Annotated in this window: 18 protein-coding genes and 1 pseudogene; 1 reads left to right on the top strand and 18 read right to left on the bottom strand. The window is 52.1% G+C overall.

The window, feature by feature from the left end:
* Positions 1–2 precede the first annotated feature (2 nt).
* From AC0CW1_RS08365 to AC0CW1_RS08420, 12 genes and pseudogenes are all read right to left on the bottom strand, one after another.
* Positions 3–1244, bottom strand: a complete 1242-nt coding sequence (locus tag AC0CW1_RS08365; RefSeq protein WP_488182611.1) for a toxic anion resistance protein — start codon at positions 1242–1244, stop codon at positions 3–5.
* Positions 1241–1870 (bottom strand): 5-bromo-4-chloroindolyl phosphate hydrolysis family protein, encoded by a 630-nt coding sequence (locus tag AC0CW1_RS08370; RefSeq protein ID WP_488182612.1) that lies wholly within the window; start codon positions 1868–1870, stop codon positions 1241–1243. The genes AC0CW1_RS08365 and AC0CW1_RS08370 overlap by 4 nt, the downstream gene beginning before the upstream one ends.
* A gap of 238 nt (positions 1871–2108) precedes the next feature.
* Positions 2109–4181, bottom strand: coding sequence for a methyl-accepting chemotaxis protein (locus tag AC0CW1_RS08375; protein WP_488182613.1), 2073 nt, complete (start codon positions 4179–4181; stop codon positions 2109–2111).
* Positions 4182–4413: 232 nt separating this feature from the next.
* Positions 4414–6105, bottom strand: a complete 1692-nt coding sequence (locus AC0CW1_RS08380; RefSeq protein WP_488182614.1) for a [Fe-Fe] hydrogenase large subunit C-terminal domain-containing protein — start codon at positions 6103–6105, stop codon at positions 4414–4416.
* Positions 6090–6350, bottom strand: coding sequence for a 4Fe-4S binding protein (locus AC0CW1_RS08385; protein WP_488182615.1), 261 nt, complete (start codon positions 6348–6350; stop codon positions 6090–6092). The genes AC0CW1_RS08380 and AC0CW1_RS08385 overlap by 16 nt, the downstream gene beginning before the upstream one ends.
* A 217-nt stretch (positions 6351–6567) precedes the next feature.
* Positions 6568–7602 carry an alpha/beta hydrolase fold domain-containing protein gene (locus tag AC0CW1_RS08390; protein WP_488182616.1) on the bottom strand — a complete coding sequence of 345 codons (1035 nt, stop codon included), beginning with the start codon at positions 7600–7602 and terminating at the stop codon, positions 6568–6570.
* Positions 7603–7721: 119 nt separating this feature from the next.
* Complete coding sequence (locus AC0CW1_RS08395) at positions 7722–8537, bottom strand: methyl-accepting chemotaxis protein (protein WP_488182617.1); 816 nt, start codon at positions 8535–8537, stop codon at positions 7722–7724.
* Positions 8538–9319: 782 nt separating this feature from the next.
* Entirely contained in the window at positions 9320–11311 is a 1992-nt protein-coding gene (locus tag AC0CW1_RS08400) for an ABC transporter permease (protein ID WP_488184117.1), read from the bottom strand.
* A gap of 286 nt (positions 11312–11597) precedes the next feature.
* A pseudogene (locus AC0CW1_RS08405) lies at positions 11598–11738 on the bottom strand (ABC transporter ATP-binding protein); the annotation flags it as partial.
* Positions 11732–12001, bottom strand: coding sequence for a histidine kinase dimerization/phospho-acceptor domain-containing protein (locus AC0CW1_RS08410; protein WP_488182618.1), 270 nt, complete (start codon positions 11999–12001; stop codon positions 11732–11734). The gene AC0CW1_RS08410 and the pseudogene AC0CW1_RS08405, both read right to left, overlap by 7 nt.
* Positions 12002–12123: 122 nt before the next feature.
* Positions 12124–12390 carry a hypothetical protein gene (locus tag AC0CW1_RS08415; protein ID WP_488182619.1) on the bottom strand — a complete coding sequence of 89 codons (267 nt, stop codon included), beginning with the start codon at positions 12388–12390 and terminating at the stop codon, positions 12124–12126.
* Positions 12387–12779: a hypothetical protein gene (locus AC0CW1_RS08420; protein ID WP_488184186.1), complete on the bottom strand. Its 393-nt coding sequence runs from the start codon at positions 12777–12779 to the stop codon at positions 12387–12389. The genes AC0CW1_RS08415 and AC0CW1_RS08420 overlap by 4 nt, the downstream gene beginning before the upstream one ends.
* Here AC0CW1_RS08420 and AC0CW1_RS08425 point away from each other — a divergent pair.
* Positions 12686–13276 (top strand): ATP-binding protein, encoded by a 591-nt coding sequence (locus AC0CW1_RS08425; RefSeq protein WP_488182620.1) that lies wholly within the window; start codon positions 12686–12688, stop codon positions 13274–13276. The genes AC0CW1_RS08420 and AC0CW1_RS08425 overlap by 94 nt on opposite strands.
* Here AC0CW1_RS08425 and accC read toward each other — a convergent pair.
* The 6 genes from accC to spoIIIAE form a co-directional block, all read right to left on the bottom strand.
* Positions 13248–14612 carry an acetyl-CoA carboxylase biotin carboxylase subunit gene (gene accC / locus AC0CW1_RS08430; protein ID WP_488182621.1) on the bottom strand — a complete coding sequence of 455 codons (1365 nt, stop codon included), beginning with the start codon at positions 14610–14612 and terminating at the stop codon, positions 13248–13250. The two genes, AC0CW1_RS08425 and accC, sit on opposite strands and share 29 nt — an antisense overlap.
* A gap of 12 nt (positions 14613–14624) precedes the next feature.
* Positions 14625–16556, bottom strand: coding sequence for an acetyl-CoA carboxylase biotin carboxyl carrier protein (gene accB, locus AC0CW1_RS08435; protein ID WP_488182622.1), 1932 nt, complete (start codon positions 16554–16556; stop codon positions 14625–14627).
* A 256-nt stretch (positions 16557–16812) separates the two neighbouring features.
* On the bottom strand, positions 16813–17448 hold the full coding sequence (locus AC0CW1_RS08440) for a SpoIIIAH-like family protein (protein WP_488182623.1): 636 nt from the start codon (positions 17446–17448) through the stop codon (positions 16813–16815).
* Positions 17445–18044, bottom strand: coding sequence for a stage III sporulation protein AH (locus AC0CW1_RS08445; RefSeq protein WP_488182624.1), 600 nt, complete (start codon positions 18042–18044; stop codon positions 17445–17447). Before AC0CW1_RS08445 ends, AC0CW1_RS08440 begins: the two co-directional genes overlap by 4 nt.
* Before the next feature lie 55 nt (positions 18045–18099).
* The gene (locus tag AC0CW1_RS08450) at positions 18100–18726 is read right to left on the bottom strand and encodes a stage III sporulation protein AF (RefSeq protein ID WP_488182625.1); all 627 of its coding nucleotides are present in this window, start codon (positions 18724–18726) and stop codon (positions 18100–18102) included.
* 49 nt (positions 18727–18775) lie between these two features.
* A complete protein-coding gene (gene spoIIIAE, locus AC0CW1_RS08455; protein ID WP_488182626.1) occupies positions 18776–19990 on the bottom strand; it encodes a stage III sporulation protein AE in 1215 nt (404 codons plus the stop codon).
* Positions 19991–20054 lie beyond the last annotated feature (64 nt).

Genomic DNA, 20054 nt, shown 5'->3' on the forward strand with positions numbered 1-20054 from the left:
TGTCATTTCGGCCGATGGGCGCCAGTGATCATGGCAGCCATGCGGTTTTTCAGATCCTGCTCCAAGCGGGCCAGTTCCGTCTCGGCTTCCCGGCGTTTGATGCGGCCTTCCTGCTGGATTTTCAAGGTTTCCTCCAGCGTCTCCATCAGGTTTTCCTGCGTTTTTTTCAACGTCTCCATGTCGACGATGGCCCGCTCATTTTCCCGGGCGACGCCGATGGTATTGGTCTTGAGCATCTCCGAGTTGCGCAGGAGCAGTTCGTTGGTGGTGTCGGCGACTTGCCGCTGCATGGCCAGGGCCGTCTGCTGCCGTTGCAAGGTCAAAGTGAGCACGATCTGGTTTTTCCAGAGGGGGATCGTCGTCATGATGGACGATTGGATTTTTTCCACCAGCACGTGATCGTTGTTTTGAATCAGGCGGATTTGCGGCGCTGTCTGCAAGGTGACGGCGCGGCTGATCAACAGGTCGTGGACCTTCTTCTCCAGCCGGTCGACAAATTGGAGGTGATCATTCAACTCCTGGACGACGGCGGTGTCGTTGCTGAGAGCCGCCCGCTGTTGCAGTTGAGGGATGGTCTGGCTGCGCAGTTCCTCCAGCTTATGCTGGGCCGCCGCGATGTAGATGTTCAGTTCGCCGAAGTACTCCCTGTTTTTCTGATACAGGGCTTCGAGCAAGGTAACGTCGCGGAGGAGTTGAAGGCGCGCTTTGTCCAACTGGTGGCTGATCTGGTCGATCTCGGCGCTCAAGGTCTGATAACGGGCCAGGACCTTTTCGGCGGAACGTTTGGCCGAACCGAAGAACTTATTTAAGAAGCCGCCTTTCGACTCCACTAGGTCATCGGGGTTGGCTTCTTTGAGCTTCACCATCAGATTGCCGATGATTTCCCCAACGGGGCCGGCATCCTTCGTCCGAACATGATCGAGGATGTTGTCGGCAAAACGGGATAGCTCGGACTGGACTGGCAAGCCGTACTGAAGCAGTGTTTGCGGATTTTTGGCGTCGATCTGTTTGGCCAGCGCAAGGGCTTTTTGTTGCTGAGCGGCTGGCAGAGCGGCCACCGTCACTGCAGGCGCGGCGGGCGAGTTGCCCGTTGAGGCTGGGGCGGTGGACAAGCCGGGTGACGTGGGCGGTGTGGGGGCGCTCAACAATGGGTCGGTCAGCAAAACGTCGGGGGTCAACGGCGCAGGGGTTTGGTCGAAGGGACCTGGGATGGCAAAGGGATCTTTTGGATTGGCGCTGGTCATTTTTTCTCTCCTTTCGAATCAAGGGTCTGCTTCAAGACGTCGACTTCCACATCCAGTTCCAGCAAATCTTTGGCGAGGAGATTGTTTAACTGTTCTTCATAGGCGTGAATGAGGTCTTGCAATCCCGCATGTGTCTTTTCCAGGGCGCCGCGAATCTCATCGTTGGAAATGGGTTGACTAGACAGGAGCGAATATTTTTCCAAGATCGTGACGGTAGCGTCGAGATAATGGTTGAAAAAAGCCTGCGCTTTGCTGATTTGTCTGAGGTCTTTCCCCGTGATGGCAAGGATCTGTTCGGCCAGTTTATACAGACGGGTCACTTTGAACCAGATGGAGAGGGATCGGAATTTAAAGCGATATCGCCCGATGATTTTCCACTTGCGGCGGGCTTCCTTGTGGGTTTTCTCCAGGTAATGGGGATCGGCACCATCGGTCAGTGGATGCGGGGCGGGAGGCAAGGCGAACCGGCGCTGAATCCCCTTGGATGTGACGAAATAGGTCACGCCGCCAAGGGCCAGGGCGGCCACGAATTCAAATCCGCTCAACAGATAGGTCGCCAGAAAAGTCGTAAGCGCGAGCGAACTGGATAGGAAGATGCGCAACCCAGAAATCAAAATCCCTTTCACGAACTCACCTCCAAAGAACTGGCAGGTCTGTTGGTTGCTTCGACTACATCTATTATATCGTATCAGAAACCGTGCGTCTTTCATTCAGAAGCGCAGACAGAAAATAGCCCGCCTCCCTGCTGACTTATAGGGAGGCGGGCTATTTCTTTTTTGCGGTGTCTCTTTTGGACTCGTTTGCTTCCTGGATGCCGGTGCGCCTTTGCCGCTTTCCCTCGCTATGGTTTCGGCAGCGTCATCTTCACAACCTGTATTTCCCCATCAGCATCGTCAATTGTTCCGCTTCTTGACTCAACCGCTCCACCGCAAGGACCACATCTTGCAACGAATCTTTTGATTGCTCCGAACCCTGCGCAATTTCCATTGTGCTGGCTGTGCTTTCTTCAACGGAAGCCGCCACCGATTCTATGGCAGTCGCAACCTCTTCCACCGCGTGCTGCGCCTTGTGGGAACCGTCGGCGATCGCCTGGACGACCTGGAAAAATTCCTGCGCGTCTTGTTGATACTGGAGACTGATGTTCAGGAACTTTTCATAGTCCACATTGACATCGCTGTTCACAAACTGCAGCAGTTGGTTCGCATTGGCGATCAGCGCTTCTATCGCAAGCAGCACCTGGTGGGTCAACTGCTGGATACCGCCGACAGCCGTCGCTGACGCTGTGGCCAGCTTGCGCACCTCTTCTGCGACAACAGCAAAACCTCTACCCTGTTCGCCGGCACGAGCCGCTTCAATGGCCGCATTCAGCGCGAGCAGATTCGTTTGCTCGGCAATGTTCGATATGGAATCAGCCAAACCCGATATCTGGGTGATCACACGCGCTTCCTGAAGCGAATGTTCCAGTTTTTGCTTGAGCGAAGCAAAGGTATCCTGGGCTTTGCGATGGGCTTGCTTCACATCCTGTCCGATCTCTCGCGCTTTTTGGTCGAATGCCATCGACTTCCCCTGCCCTTCTTGGGCAAGTTGGCGCATCTTCTGCATGATCCCTTGCGTTTCCACGCTGGAAGCCGCCACTTCCTCTGTCGTAGCCGACATGGCTTCCATGGATGAGGCAACCTCGCCGGTCGAAGCAATGATCTCTTCCGTCATGGCAGAGTAATTCTGAGCCAGCGCCGAAAGTTGGCGCGACGATTCGGACAGTGTTTGAGATGTCATGCGAATCTGCTGGAGCACCGCTCGAACATTTTCGACTCCCTTTTGATTGGCACGAGCCAGTTTTCCGAGCTCATCCTTCCGCCCAGTGAACGCTTCTGGCACATTAGCAGAAAAATCCCCTTCCGCAACCGTTTCATTGAACGCCACGCAGGCTTCAATGGGTTTGACAATCGAACGAATCGCCAAGTATACAGCACCGACGATCAACAGAATCCCTAGGGCACTTAGAGCAAGGACCGTCTTCGCAGCCGAACGGGAATCAGCCATAATCGCCTCCATCGGGAAGGCCAGCGCGAAAGACCAGGGCGTGTGGGTTCTGCCGATTTCAATCGGGACGAAGACCTTGAAGATCTCCCCCTTTTGATTTGAAAATTCACTGATCGCCCTGTGTGTTTTTCCCGATTGAATCGCCTGCACAATTGCAGCTACGTCTTTTGAATCATCCATATCGCGAATGTTTTTCCCTAGCCAAGACTCATCGGGATAAGTGACAAAACTCCCCTTGTTGGATAAGGTCATCACATGGCCGCCACCGGGAACTTGAATATCTTTGACAAGGCTTTGCAAGGACGCCAATAAGAAATCGACACCAGCGACCCCAACAACCTTTCCTCCCACCTTGATCGGAACGACCGCCGAGGTCATCAGATGGGCCTTCCCGTCGACCGTATACGGATACGGTTCCAAAACCGTCTCTTCCCCGCTATTTTTCGCCAATAAGTAGTAATCGCCTGCGTCCGGTTTATCGTAGTCAACGAGCATCTCCATCTTCAGGCTGCCCTCGGAGCGATACCAGTAGGGGATGAAACGCCCCGTCGCATCATGACCTGGCTGATTGCGAAAGAGATGGTCCTGCTGATCAAAAGCATTCGGTTTAAAACAAAGCCAGACGCCAAAAAAGTTCGAGCTGTTCTTCAACACACCACGAAGGATATCATTAGCTTGCTGGCGGGTGATGCGGTTTTGGCTTTCGCCAACTCCCTCAAAAGAGTTGGCCATCGTCCGGGCCGCATCAAGGGCGAGTTCCATTTCTGCTTTGAGAATATTGGCTTTTTCTTTTCCAAGATGCTCTGCCAACTGCTCCGCATTGGCCTGGGCTACCGATTGTGATCGATAGGTAACAAAGCCGATCAAGCTGATGAAAATGAGCAACGTCGGCAACAGGACGAGGACCAGTGTCTTCCGTAGCAACGAGGAGTCATTCATCTGCACCTCACCGTTCCCTTCTACGGTTGCAAATAGTTCTCGTTACGACAAGATGTATGCATATGAAGTTCAACAACAAACAAGAAACTCCTTCAACACCTCACAGATTCCAAAAAATAACCGGAGGGAATCTCCCTCCGGCCACAGATACATCACTTCTCCCGATGAACAAAGCAGATCCTTCCCTCTATCGGAGAAGAACTTTTTGGGTCTCTGCCTGCAACTGGGTCGCCTGTTCTGTAATGTTTAGGCTGTCATGAACCGTCGCCGCAATGACTTGCTCGATCTGATCGGCAATCACCTGTAGTGCTAGTGTTTTCTGATCGAACTGTTCCGATTGCTGGCGGATCGACAGCAGGTAGTCCCGAAGCTGTTGCGCTCCCTGTGCCGACTGCTCGGCCAGCTTTCGCACCTCTGAAGCGACAATCGAGAAACCTCGGCCCGATTCGCCTGCACGGGCCGCTTCAATGGCTGCATTTAAGGCGAGCAAATCAGTTTGACTGGAAATCGCCTCAATCTGCTGGATCATGGTTTCTGAAAAACGGGTCTGCTCGCGAATGTGCTCGGCATGGTTCGCAAGATCGGCCATGTGTTTTGCCACCTCAGACGCACTGGCGCTGATCTCTTGCAAACTGGCTGAAAGATTGCTGTTCGCACCAGTGATCTCTTCGATCGTGAGCGCAATCTGCCGGTTGACCGCTACCATTTGTTGGTTCACTTGTTGAACCCGTTCCTTGTCTTCCTGAGAGCGTTGGGCCAATACCTCCGCTTCTTGCGCTCGTTCAGCGACGAGGGCCATCTGGCGCTCCGTCTCCTTGTCCAGATAATACTTGCAGTTCTTGCGATCATTCAGGCCGTTGTGAATGGCAAGCATCATATCCTGACAGTTGCCATACCCACAGGAAGCACAATGGATCCGCCGATCCGCATCGGTCAGCTTATTCATCGATATCCAAATGACTTCCGCTTCACTGTCACTTGGCGATTGGTGCGCACGATCCTCGGAGCCATCCCCATACGCGCGAGAGAAGTCGATTTGTTTTCGATCGAGCTCCTTATAGAACCGTTCGAGAACATCCTTCTCTTTGCTGAAAAAAGAGTGCTTGTGCTCCTTTTGCTGCTTCTGTCGTCGCTGATAGAGCACTTTTTGCATCTCGTACAAACCCAGTTGATGAGTTACTGCTGGGCCGGCACAACAGCCATGACGGCAGTTGAGAATATCGACAAGCAACGGCGCCTCTGCACGGCGGATCTCTTCTTTCAATGCCGGGAGATATTCCGCATAGACCTCCGGGGAACCTTCTACACGGACGATCTCATAAGGCGGGATCGATAAGCCGAAACGCTGTAATGTCTCGGTCAAACCGCCCGGCTGGGGAAAGACGACGGCCCGCTCCGGCGAAGGATTGTCGAAAGCTGCCGCAGTTGCCTGAGTAAGAGACAGTCCCTTTTGCGCCAAGAGGCGATCAAGGGAGGTGAAAGTGATGTTATACGCAATGGATCCATGGGTATGGAGATCTTGAAACTCTTTTCGCTTAGCAAGACACGGACCGACAAAAGCCAGCTTGAGATGACGGAAGGCGTCTTGAGCGCGAATCCAAAGGGCTAGGTGAAGCGCCGGCGACTGGGTTGGCGCGAGATAAGGGATCAGTTCCGGCATACAAGCTTCGATATACGCAACAATCGCCGGACAAGGCTGGGCGATGATCGGCCCTTTGGCACCCGATTGGATGAGCTTCGCATATTCCCGCGTCGTGATTTCGGCACCAAGGCTTACATCAAAGACGGCCTGAACACCTAACTGTTTGAGTGCGCCGATCAGTTGGGGTACTTTTTCCGGATAGTTGACTGCAGCCGCAGGCGCTAACAAGATGGCCAAGGGCGTCTTGGCGTCAAGGTCACGACAAAAATTCTCGATATGATATCATCGACGCCAGTACGTGCATCATGACCTTTTTCATGACAGACGCGAATGCACTCGCCGCAACCGATACACCGTTGATGATCAATGTCGACCGAATCAGGACGGACAATATTGCAGAGTTTGATCGGGCACACCTGTATGCAAGCGAGGCAATGGGTGCATTTGTCCTTGTCCACGTGTACAACTTCACAGACCGGCATGATGATGAGCTCCTTTTATCGAAATATGCATGGATGCCTTGTCCCTAATCATATCGTGATTCTTCTCGCCCTGACAAGGCAGGCATCTTTTTGATTTGCGAAAAAGAAGACATTCTTTCGATATCCCATCGGAAGAGCCTATCTGAACAGGAAACAACCCGCCTCCCTGCTGCTGCTGGGGGCGGGTTGTTTTTTTGGGCGGTTTTTGATTCCTATTTTAGCCCTTCAACTGGGCATCAAGGAAATCGAGAACCTTTTTCACATTTTGCTCCTTCGAAAACAGGGGATCGCCATGTCCAGCTCCCTCGATCAATTCCAAGGTGACCTTTTCTTTGCCCAAAAGGCTCTCCAGGCGTTTTGCAAAGTTCACCGACTGTTCCGTTGGCACCATCTTGTCTTCTGTGCCATGTTGAATGAAAAAGGGCGGATCGTCCGGCGTGATATAGGTCTCGGGGTTAGCCGCCTTCACCAACTCGGGCGCTTCTGTAATCTGCTTCCCAATCAGCTTGGATTCAAAGGAATCGGCGTTGTTGTGGTTGGGCGTTCCCTTCCCACTGACGCGGAATTGCTCATCCATCTTAAGAAAATCGACTGGCCCAAACCAATCGACAACGGCTTGCACCTGGCTCGACTGTTCCGGATTGCCTAAAGTAAGGTCTTCCAGGTCTTTGACGTGGGCAGAGGTGCCGGCCAAGGCAGAGAGATTGCCGCCAGCCGAGCCTCCCCAGACAGCGATCTTATCGGGATTCAGTTGATAGCGCTCGGCATTTGCGCGAATCCAGCGAATCGCCGCTTTGATGTCATTGATCTGTTTTGGAAATTGAGCTTCTCCACTCAAACGATAGTTCACACCGACGACTGCATAGCCTCGATTGAGCCCTTCCAACATGGGCGTCAGCTGTCCATCGGCCTTATCGCCAAACATGAATCCGCCGCCATGAATCGATAGAATGACGGGAAAGGGACCCTTCCCCTCATTGGGCAGGTAGATATCCAGCTTTTGGGCCGCTGACAGGTTCGCATAGGGCACATCGAGCCACTTCTGTTTGATGTGGGCTGTATTCGCTTTTTCCATTTCCCCACCTGTAGGCGGGGCTGGCATGTTGCCCTTTTCTTTGCCCGGTGCGCCTTTGCTGCTTTCACTCGCTATGGTTTCCGGCGTTTTGGTGGATTGTCCACATCCAGCGATCATGCTGGCGCTCAAAATCGCCGTCGCCAACAAGGCGACGGCCTTCACTGTTCCTTTTTTCATCTGGCGCCTCCATCCCCAATCTTTGCTATTGAACCTGTTTCTATCGGCATCTCTGTTATACCCTATCTGCCTGAAAAGAGAATGAAAATCGATTCGACTTGGCAGTCGCGACCTCAACATTAAAGAAATGTGGCGATTTCTTTGATGTTATCTGCCGTTGTGACTAATTGCTCCATGGAGGCAGCAATTTCTTCTGTCGCGGCAGCTTGTCGTTCTCCTAAATTTGCCGTTTTCGATAATACGTCGACCATGTCCTTGATATCCTTCTGAATGGAAAGGAGTATTTGATTGATATCTTTCACTGCCTTGCCGCTATTATCTGCCATTTTTCGGATCTCCTCGGCAACAACGGCAAAGCCTCGTCCTTGCTCCCCTGCTCTTGCGGCTTCGATGGCAGCATTGAGCCCCAATAAATTCGAGTTCGCCGCAACATCACTGACGAATCGAAGGATTTCGTCCGTCTTTTTTACTTGGTTAAAAATGTTGTCTCCGTTTTTTGACAACATAGACAGATTGTTGGCCAGCTCCGTCGCTGTCGCGGCCACTTCTTCTGAAGATGCGCTGATCTGCTCAGACGTTGCCGCAATTGACTGGGCCGCATTTTCTAATATCTCCTGATTTGTCAGGCTGGTCGCTGTCGCAATCGCCCCAACGAGCTTGCCTTCATCAAAAATGGGCAGGCAAATGGACTTGATCGGCACCCCGTAAAGCGCTTTTGGCAGAGACATGCGGACTTCGCTTTTCGTCTTTAGCGCTTTCGCCACAGAGCCTTCCGGAGCAACCTTCGAGCCAACTGCCACTTGAAGGTGAAATGTTTTCGGCGGGACAAAATGAACAATGGTTCCTTCTTCGTCTGTTATAAAAATGCATGAATCAAGTGGATTTAACAATTGGTAAAATTCTGCCTTCTCGATAATATTATCTAGTATCGACATTGTCTTCCCTCCAATAAATGGAACGTTCGATGTCAAGCTGTATTTCTAGCTGCTTCTTCCCAAGTGATGAGCTCTATTTTTTCATTATAACATGGCGTCTATCCCTTTGTAATCGGAAGGTATGACATGGCGGAAAAACAGTACGCGCGTTTCTGTCAATAAGGGGTAAGCCGCTACAGCAAAAAAGACTAACCGATAACTACTCCTCAATCGCGTTCATACCATCTCGTAACCAGTTCCACACCTCAAGACGGTAAATTCCATCGAACAAATTCCAATTTACACACTTTCCCATAATTGAGCAAGTTAGCGCTCCCGCTGTGGCTATCGTAAAAAGCAAAAGCCGTACCGGTTTATCCGGGAACAAAGATCCGAACATCCGGTGAAGAAGATGTACCAACTATTTGAAGTCTCACGGAGCGATTACTATAATTGGATAAACCGAAAGCCCAGTCAGAGAAAGCAATTGGACGATTAATTGGTCGAAGCGATTAAAGAGAGACATCAAGCCAGCGGTGGCATTTATGGAGTGGACAAGATCCTAGCAGACATTCGGGAAGAACAACCTTGCAGTCAAAAACGTGGACACCGTTCTGATGCGTGAAAACAGAATTCGATCTATCCGGCCCCGGAAATATAAAGCAACCACGAATTCAAACCATAAACTTCCTGTTGCAGAGAATCTTTTTAATCAAAACTTTAATATGGATGCGGGAAGACCTCAGTACCTGATAGTTCAATTACTGGATACCGCCGACAGGCGTCGCTGACATTTGCATCATTTAGTACTTAATAAAAGTAATACTAAACTTCGTGCCTTCTGAAACTTTACTCTGAGCCTCGATAATTCCATTATGAATCTTAATACCTAAACTTACAGGTTGAATCAATATATCTTTAGTTAAATTTTTTGCCACCTCTTCTGTTGTAATCAACTGTATTCCTCTCATATTTCCCATGTAACCAAAGGGTTCAACTTGAACTGTTGCCATAATCTTTACCGTTTTTATTTGCCCTCTGCCAAAATCAAGTTTATTTTCTCCTATCTTACGATTGTTATCTTGGAGATCTACTTCATCCCCAAGCTTTAGGTTAGCCATAGGGCCAACGTAGGTCTTTTCCCCTGTAAAATGATAACTTTTTTCAACTAAAATTACCCCGTTTTCCTTGTTTATCTTTTCCAAATCTATTGTTCCTGATTTTACATATTTTCTCGCAATCTCCATGGATTCTCTATCATAAACAGATACCATGCTTTGAATGACTGTTTTCTCACTTCCATCAATGATTGCTTTTTTATATATATCACTTATGTCACCCATATACTGAACCTCTTTAATCTCCGCATCTTTGCTTATTGCAGCATCAAAAAAGTATATACCATAATCCCCATAAACTTTGTCTACAAAGTCTAACGTTTTTATTTTATCTATTAAATCTTTATTAATTTTGTTTTCCTCTTTTATAAGAGTAATAGAAGGAATCACGGAAAAATCCATCTTCTCCATTTCACTAGAAATTAGCGACCTCTTTGATTCTAGATCTATAGCATAGTTAAAGGTAACAAATAAAACCATACTAATTGCTATGGAAAATACGGTAATTCTATACTTATTTTTGTTTCTTTTTATATTCTTAGCAGCCATTATTCCTTCAAAACCAAATAATTTTTCAATAATTATATTTTTTGTTCTTATGTTTTTTTCCTTTACAATGGATACTCTACTGCTTATCGCAACTATAGGTGATAATTTACCCGCAAATATTGCGGGCATCAATGCAGATGCGTATATAGTTACCAAACCTAACGCAGAACTGATTCCTAATACGGTATAGTCTATAACTGGTTTCATCGTTAAAGATGAGTCGACAGCTATTACTCTAAAGAGAATAGCTATTGAAAAAATAAAGAGAATACTACATAACAACCCTAAGGGAATCCCAACAATTGCCATGATCGTAGCTTCTCTAGCTACGATTCCCCTAATCTGCTTGCGAGTAGCACCTACGATTCTCAAAAGGCCAAACTGCTTAATTCGCTCCACAATACTTATTTGAAATGTATTGTAAATCACTGCTACAGTGCATGTTACAACTATTCCGATTATAATACTAACTATGTTAAGCACATCAAATCCAGATCCAGCGTCTTCATCGCCACCACCTTCCACAATAATTAATCTGCCGTTTTCAAGTATAAACCGTTCATCCGTTAGTAGTCTTAATTCCTGCAGAGCAGTTCTAAAATTTGTTTTTTGACTAATTTCTACCAGTAATGCCGATTTTTCTTTATCAATGTTATTATCTATAGATAAAACCACACCGGTATTAGTCCTTTGACTTCCTTCCCCATTCGCTAATATTCCTACTAAAGTATATTCATTATTATTGAAATTAATTTTATATCCTATTTTCGCATTTTTATCAATTTGCTCCAGTATCCATTTTTCTATAGCAATTTCATTTTGTTTTTCTGGCAATTTACCCTCTATCGCCCTATAGGTAAGGAGTTCCAAAGCATTATTTGTTGCTATTATTTCATCAACAAATATATTATCTCCCAATTTAATATTTTTACGTACATTTTGAAGCCCGTATCTACTGACCTTAGGATTATTCTTTATCTGTGTGAGTAGACTGTCATTTACATTGGTATACACTAAGTGAAAAGACCCCTCAGCATTCTTTACTTGTTCGATTTGCGCAGCCTGCATTCCTTTAAATAGAAGTCCTGTGGTTGATATAAGTGCTACGGATAATATAATCCCTACAATGGTAAGAAGCGTTCTTTTTTTGTTAGCTCAAATGTTTTTTAACGGAATGTTACACTCTGTTTCGAAGTCATTTAGATAAGTATTGGACTAAATAAACCCGTTTTGCCATTTGCGACCGAAAGCTCGAACACATTCGTTCGATGACGGTGGATGTTGTTGAATCACTGATTTACACCGCTATTTTAACGCTGATCGTCAGTTGGGAAGGCATTGAGCGTGATTCACAAGCATAACCGGACGGTGGTCTATTGCCTCACTGCACTTCGTTGGTTCCGTGTACTTTATATTAGCTCTTCACGAGATATTTATCTGAGACAATTGTGCCATCTGTAATAGTTATTATTCTATCTGCCATCGAAGCAACATTTATATCATGTGTTATGATTATCAAAGTCTGATTATATTTCTTAGCTGTAAACTTCAATAAATACTTAACTCAACGCATTCATTGATTAATTTCGATAAGGGCAAAACTTTTTTTTGAGACTCTGCTTGACGACTAAAAACCAAAAGACGATGTATCAATTCCCGACCATGGAGGCCCATTCGAATGATTCGCTTTTGATAGTGCAAGGTTTTCTCATCCGAGCATTGACCTTCCAACGTCATTTCTGCATTGCCGATTATAATAGATAATATGTTGTTGAAATCATGAGCGATGCCACCTGCAAGAGTGCCTAACACCTCCATTTTTTATGCAGGTTCTTATGATTTTATTGTAATATCCATTTTTTGAATAATACCGTTTTATGAGTATATTTTCAAAAGTCAATACTTTATGCTTTTCCAATGATAGCATCCCCCAATGATCGTCATAATAATGTATAGTCTTTGTTAAACCGTTGGAATTCGTTCTTTAAAGACACATTTTTATCTGCTTCTATTTCAGGCGAGGTTAGCTTATTCGAAACCATCTTCGTCAATAATCCTAAAGGTTGGTTTAGCAAGACTAATAACGCGCTTGCCATGCCAATCACAATGAACATGTCTCTTTTGCCGTTCAAGAAATTGCCATCGCTTTCACTTATTCCAATCCGAAAAACACAATGGGAGCGTCTCTTTTCTCTAATTTGTTTCATTTTTTCACCCCTAGTTTTTTTTGGAAATTATAGCATCGATGCGTATATGAAGAGAATATTTTAGGGCAATACAGGGATATGACCAGGACAAGCTCATGGTCGTCAGCGAGAACAACGGCGATATTCTCTTGACGGAAACCTTTGAGGTGTACCGGCAAGCCGTTGGATTCAGCGTCCACCTCTGTCGAAAAAGCGACCCGGAAAGCAAGGGCCGGATCGAAGCATTCATCAAGTACGGAAAGTACAACTTCATCCCCCACCGCACGTTCAAAGACATCGATCATGTCAATGAGGAATGCCTGGCTTGGCTCGAACGCACCGCCAACGCCAACATCCACGGCATAACAAAAAAAGTACCCGCCGAAGTGTACGCAATAGAGCGCGAGCACTTGCGGCCGGTACCCAAGAAAAAAAGCAATGCCATTGTAACAAGAACCGCCGAGATGAGAAAGCGATGGAATCCCGCCTTCGCCAAGCCGGCTTTCCCTACATGCGCACCCTGGAGGACTTTGACTTTGCCTTTCAAGCCGCGATCTCAAAGCGGCATATCCAACAGTTGACCACCATGCAGTGGATCGATGATGCCTTCAACCTGTTTTTTCTCGGGCCTCCCGGCACCGGCAAGACCCATCTCTCCGTCGCGATCGGCAGCGCCGCCGTAGACAAGGGATACAAAGTGCGCTTCATCTCCATGGACCAACTGGTCAGCGCCTTTCGCACAGAAAGCACGGATCCCAAGGCCCAACGCGCCTTGCGGGCCATCCGCGGTATGAAGGAAAAAAGGAACCCAGCCACAGAAAACGTGGCTGGGTTCCTTCTTGTTCATTTATTGTCCCTGTCAGCGCAACTCGCCTGCCCTACTCCCCCGTCATCCTCGACTGGATGAAGTTCGTGTAGACTTCACCCTTCTGGAAGAAGGCATTGCCCAGCACTTTTTGCTGGAAGGGGATGGTGGTCTTGACGCCTTCGATGACGAATTCTTCGAGGGCGCGCTGCATACGGGCGATGGCTTCGTTGCGGTCCCGGCCCCAGACGATCAGCTTGCCAATCATGGAGTCGTAGGTGGGCGGGATGGTGTAGCCAGCGTAGGCGGCGCTGTCGAGGCGGACGCCCAGACCACCGGGGGGATGATAAGCGGTGATCTTGCCGGGGCTCGGCATGAAGTTGCGGGCCGGGTCTTCGGCGTTGATCCGGCATTCGATGGCGTGGCCTTTGATGACGATGTCTTCCTGGGTGTAGCCCAGGGGCTCGCCAGCGGCGATGCGGATCTGTTCTTTAATCAGGTCGATGCTGGTGATCATCTCGGTCACCGGATGCTCAACCTGGATACGGGTGTTCATCTCAATGAAATAATAATGGCCATGCTTGTCCAGCAGGAATTCGACGGTGCCGGCGTTGACGTAGTTGACAGACTTGGCGGCCAGGACGGCCTGTTCGCCCATTTCCTTGCGCAGTTCCGGCGAGAGGGCCGGCGACGGAGCTTCTTCCAGCAGCTTTTGGTTGCGCCGCTGGATAGAGCAGTCGCGCTCGCCCAGGTAGACCGTGTTGCCAAACTGGTCGGCCATGATCTGAAATTCAATGTGGCGCGGCTCTTCGATGTATTTTTCGATGTAGACGGCTTTGTTGCCGAAGGCGGCTTCCGCCTCTGCCTGGGCCGTCTGGAGGGCGTTAAAAAGGTCTTTTTCCGAGTGGGCGATGCGCATGCCTCGACCGCCACCGCCAGCTGAGGCCTTGATCATGACCGGATAGCCGATTTCCTCGGCGATCTTTTCAGCCTCTTCCTCTGAGGTGACGATGGACTCGGAACCAGGAACGACGCGGACACCAGCCTTGATCATCGTCTCCCGCGCCACGGCCTTGGAGCCCATGGACTCGATGGCCTTGGAACTGGGGCCGATAAACTTGATCTTGCAGGTTTCGCAGATCTCTGCAAAGTAGGCGTTTTCCGAGAGGAAGCCGAAGCCGGGGTGGATGGCTTCGGCGCCGGATACGGTGGCGGCGCTGATGATGTTGGGGATGTTCAGATAGCTGCGGTTCGAGGGCGCCGGTCCGACACAGTAGGCTTCATCGGCCAGTTTCACATGGAGGGCGTCCTTATCGGCCTCGGAGTAGACGGCGACCGTCTGGATGCCCAGTTCCTTGCAGGCGCGGATGATGCGGACGGCGATCTCGCCGCGGTTAGCGATCAGGATCTTATTGAAGAGGCTATGGTGGTATCCCATTACGGCGCCCCCTTAGGCTTTTTCAACGAGGAAAAGGGTTTGGCCGTATTCGACGGGCGCGCCGTTTTCCACGAGGATGTCGACGATGGTACCCTTGATCTCAGCTTCGATTTCGTTCATCAGCTTCATCGCTTCGATGATGCAGACGGTCGTGCCGTTGTCCACCTTGCTGCCCTTTTCCACATAGGGGCGGGCATCGGGGGCTGGGGCACGGTAGAAGGTGCCCACCATGGGCGAGGTGATGGCGACAACGTTCGGATTTTTGGCCAGGTCAGCGTCCGGCTTCGACGCAGGCGCGGCAGCTTCAGCCGTCGGCGCGGGGGCGGCGGCGACAGGTGCGGCGACCACAACGGGGGCGACGGCGGCAGGAGCATGAATGGCCGATCCCTTGCGGATCGAGAGTTTGACGCCATCGCTCTCCACTTGCAGTTCAGCAATATCTGTACCGTTCAGAACCTGGATGAGTTCTTTGATTTCTTGGACGTTCACCTTCGTATCCTCCTTCTGCACTTTCCCTCTGACGGGAGCGGACGGGTCCCCCCCAGTCTGGGGGGCCAGTGGTTCTTCCTGATTCTGAACGACCGGGGCGACCACATGGGCATGCGGGTTTTTCCGGTATTCAAAGAACTTTAATGCCACCTGCGGGAACAGGGCGTAAGACAGGACGTCTTCTTCGCTCTGGGCCAGGGGGCCCATTTCGCGACGGACACGGTCCATGGCCGGCTCCAGCAGGTCGGCGGGACGGCAGTCGATCTGTTTGTCCTCTTTGAGAATCTTGGTCACAATATCCTGCCGGATCGGTGCCGGCGGCTTGCCGTAGAGACCTTTCACATAGCCCTTCACTTCGCCGGGCACCAGTTTGTATCGCTCGCCCGTGAGGACGTTCAGCACAGCCTGGGTCCCAACGATCTGGCTGGTGGGGGTGACAAGGGGCGGGTAGCCGAAATCGGCCCGCACCTTGGGCATTTCATTCAAGACATCGTTCAAGCGATGGCGGGCTTTCTGCTCTTCCAACTGGGTGATCAGGTTGGTGATCATGCCGCCGGGAACCTGGTGGTCGAAGACGAGCATGTCGTTGAGGCCGGTGATCCCCCGCTTGTAGCCGAGGCGCTTGCGCAGGTCCTCGAAGTACTGGGTGATCTCGAAGATGCGGTGGATGTCGAGGCCCGGATCGTACGGGGTATCTTCGAAGGCCCGCACCAGCGTCTCCACCGGAGGCTGAGAAGGACCGAAGGCCAGCGGCAGGGAGGCGCAATCGATGATGTCAGCGCCGGCTTCGACACCTTTTAAGAGGGCGCCGACGGCCATGCCGCCGATGTAGTGGGTGTGCAGTTGGAGCGGCAGGTTCACCTTCTCCTTGATCATGGTGACCAGTTCCCGCGACTTGAAAGGCAGGAGCAGACCGGCCATGTCCTTGATGCAGAGGGAGTCGGCGCCCAGCTCGGCCAGTTGGACGGCCGTTTCCACATAGTGCTCCATCGTGTGGACGGGGCTGATCGTGTAGACGATGGCCGCCTGCACATGGGCGCCGGCTTCTTTGGCATAGCGCATGGGCGCTTCCATGTTGCGGATATCGTTGAGGGCGTCAAAAATGCGGATGATGTCAATGCCGTTTTCGACGGCTTTGTGGACGAAGGCTTCGACCACATCGTCCGGGTAGTGGGTGTAACCAACAAGGGACTGGCCCCGCAGGAGCATCTGCAACGGTGTCCGGCGGAAATGTTTTTTCAGGATGCGCAGCCGTTCCCAGGGATCCTCGTTCAGGTAACGCATGCAGACATCGAAGGTCGCGCCGCCCCAAACCTCTACGGAGTGGTAGCCTACCTTGTCCATTTTTTCGACGATGGGGAGCATGTCTTCCAGGCGCATACGGGTGGCCCACAGGCTCTGGTGGCCGTCCCGCAGTGTCGTCTCGGTGATCTTTACCCTACGTTGCTGTTGCACTTGATTCCCTCCGTCTCTCCGAGCGGCACGGCGTCCGGGTCGTGGTTCCGCCGCTTCCGGACAAAATAGAAACTCAGGGCGTTGTTGGAGTGACAACTCCTGAGTTATAAGCTAGCGACAATGCTAGGCACTTACCATATATTATAGAGTTCGGACGATTCAGACGCAAGGCGTGATTCTCCATGTATACAGAATAACCGATTTTCCCCATCAAATAAACGACTCTCTGTCGAAATGGGCCGGAGGTGCCCTAGCGTCAGCGGTTCATCACCGATATCCCACCGGTTTTGAGGCCCGTCGAACGGGCCACCAGTTCGGCGATCTTGCCCTTGTCGGCCGGCGTCAGTTCCCTGGCGGCGACGATCACCGAGACGGTGTTAGGCTGGATCAGGACGACGGCGTCGCGGTAGCTGTTGGCGATCAGCAGCCGCTCTGTTTCCATCTCTTTTTTGATCTGCTCGCTGATCTGGAGCAGTTTTTTTTGCGCTTCCTTGCGCGTCTCACCGGAGGACTGGTCGTTGCGGACGATCTCCTGGAGGATCTCGATCTGCTGGCTGCGGACGCGCTCCCGCTCCATCCGGTACTCTGAAAAAAAGTCCTGCCCCTTGTTTTGGAACTGGCCGGGGTTGGGCAGGGCGGGACCCGCCGTTGCCGTGGAGGCCGAAGGGGATGTCGGGACAACCGGCGATGCCGAGTTGGAGGAAGCCTGATCGCTGAAGAGCCGATCGCTTTCTTGTAAAGCCACCGAAAAGACGAGATCGCTCATCGAGTAGACGCTGTAGAAACCGGCGGACAGGACCAGGACGCCCGCCAGCAAGGCGAGGACCTTGCGGACCGGCCGCTGGGGCGGACTGGGCAGCCAGGACGGTTTTTTGATGTTCCGGATCTTCATTGCTTTTCCTCCCGTGGGAAGACACTCACCTTATGAGCCGGTATATCGAGGAGGGTGCAAACGGCCCGGCTGATGTTCTGGCGCACATTGGCGTCTTTGGCGCCGTCGGCGACGACGAGAACGCCGGCCACCTGGTAGCGCAGTTCCCGCACGACGACTGGCTGTTCTTTAGCGGCGCTGCTTTCCTTCACCACCACAACGGTGCGGCTGTCCGTGTTGTCCGAGGTCACCCGCGTGCCGCCGGACTTGTCTTTTTCTTCGATCTTTTTGTTGTTGGCGTTGCTGTTGGTGGCGTATTCCGACTGGGTGCCCTGGGCAAGGCTGACGACCACCTCGGTGGCGCCGACCCCCTCGATCTTGGAAACAGCGCCGGATACACGTTCACTCAGCAGGCGCTCCTGGGCGGCCAACTCCGAGCCCCGGCCTGTCCTCCCGGTTTCCGCCGCTGGTGTCGCCGACGTGGGCGCCGCCTCTTGTCCCGGCCAGATCCCGGAACCTTGCTGCCGTTCCTCGGCCATCATCAAGGCGACACCCATAAAAAGCGCAACGGCGAGCACTGCCAACAGCTTGTCTTTCGGCTGCTTGAGCCAGTTCATCCCTTACCCTCCCCCATTTCCGCCGGTTTTCGTTTTCTCCATGTTGGGTCTTTCCTTACTCCCAGAGAACCCGGATCCGCTCCGGCGGGACCCCGTAGAAGCCGGACAAGGTCCGCACGATCGCTTGGGCAGTCGCCTCTTTATCGATTTCGCTCCTCTGAGAGGGGGCGGCCCAGGGATCGTTCGCAAGGTTGCCGGCGCCCTTTTGCGGGTCCTGGCCCTGAACGTCGTCGACCATCACCGGCGCAACCGTTTCTGTCGCCTCTTTCGACCCTTTCGCCGGTTCGTCCGGTCGCAAGGTGACGGTGATCTGCCCGATAGCCGAGGGGGTCTCCTCCGTTCCGCCCAGTTCCACCTGAGCTGCCGCCGCTTTTACGCCCGGCTTCAGCCCGACGAGGGCCTCCACCTGACGCTGCAAGCGGTTTTTTGCCTCTTCGCGAGCCTGTTCGAGCCCCTCTTCCCGCATGGCCTCTCCTTTGCGGCGGATCTCATCGTACCCAGAGACCTCGCGGGCGGGCATGTCCCCGCCCAGCGTGGCGGCCCAGTCGTTCCGGTTGACCCAACTCATGATCGGATTGAGAACAGCCACCATGATAAACAGCCCTGCCACCAGCCGAACCAGAGACTGCAACCTTCCGTTGGGCAAGAGCATGTCCAGCAGGGTGCCCACAAGGATGATCAATACCACCTGTTCGATGATCTGACGAAGGATGTCCAGGCGGCTCCCCTCCTTACCGCAACATGACTGTCAGGTTGCCGGCCCCGACGACGATGGTGAGCGCCAGGAAAAACATGAGCCCCACGGCGGCGACGGCGCCGAAGACCAAGGTCAGACTGGCGCCGATCGTCTCCAGGCTGTCGGCCACCGGGCTGTCGCCGATGGGCTGGAGCAGCGCGCCAGCCAGGCGGTAGATCAGCACGAGCGCCAGAATCTTCAGCGACGGCAGGACGCAGAGGATGGCGATGATGACAAGGCCAATGATCCCGATGCCGTTTTTGAGCAGCATCGACGAGTTGACGATGACCTCGAAGCTATCGGCCACGAGGCCGCCCACCACTGGCAGCAGGGCGTCGGTGGCATACTTGGCCGTCCGCAGCGTCAAGCCGTCAGCGACAGCGCCGACAGCGCCGTAGATGCTGATCACCCCCAAAAAGATGGTGATGAACAGCCCCATGGCCAGCTTGTAGCCGTCTTTGATCAGGTTTTGCAGGTTTCTCACCTTGAACTGGGGGGACACGTGATTGAGGATCCCCAGCACAGCCGAGAAAAGGATGAGGGGAAAGATCCAGTCCTTGATCAGGGTGCTGATCAGGGTGATGGCGCCGAAGATGACGGGATGAAAAAGCGCTCCTGAGGCGAAGCCACCCATGGCCGTCAGCAGGGTGAGCAGGACCGGCAAGATGGCCTGCATGAACCGGACCATGTCCTCGATCGCGCCCCGGCCGGTCTGAACGGCCGTATAAAAGCTGTGGATAGCGATGGTGATCAGCACCATGTAGCCGACGGCGAAGGCCACCTTGGAGACGGCCCCTGATTCAAAGGATGACTGAAAGTGGTTGAGGACGGCGACGACGACCGCCAGGATGATCAGTTCCCCCAGCAGCGCCGTGTTGGCCAGCACCTCCTGAAAGAGGTAGCCCATGACACCCCGGAAGACTTCTCCGACGGAGAGGCTCACCTGGCCATTGCGGATGTCCTCCATGATTGTGCGCGGATTCAGAGAGGGCAGGTACTTCCCCTTGTCCCGCTCCAACTCATCGAGGACCCGTTGGAATTCGGAGAGATCCACTGTCGGCGCCGGATCGGGGCTGCCCCCTCCGGAGGGATCGCCGGAAGTCCCCTGGGAGGGGATGAGCGAGGCGCCCGAGGCGGCGGCTGCGGAAGGAGCATCTTCTGGTGCAGCATCCGCCGGAGTAAGATAACTGACTGATAGAAGAAGAACCATGAACAGCCTGAGGATATGGCGCCACACCAGCGAGACAGTCCCGGCGTTCGCGGCCGCTTCAGCG

It is taken from the genome of Heliomicrobium sulfidophilum (assembly GCF_057715735.1).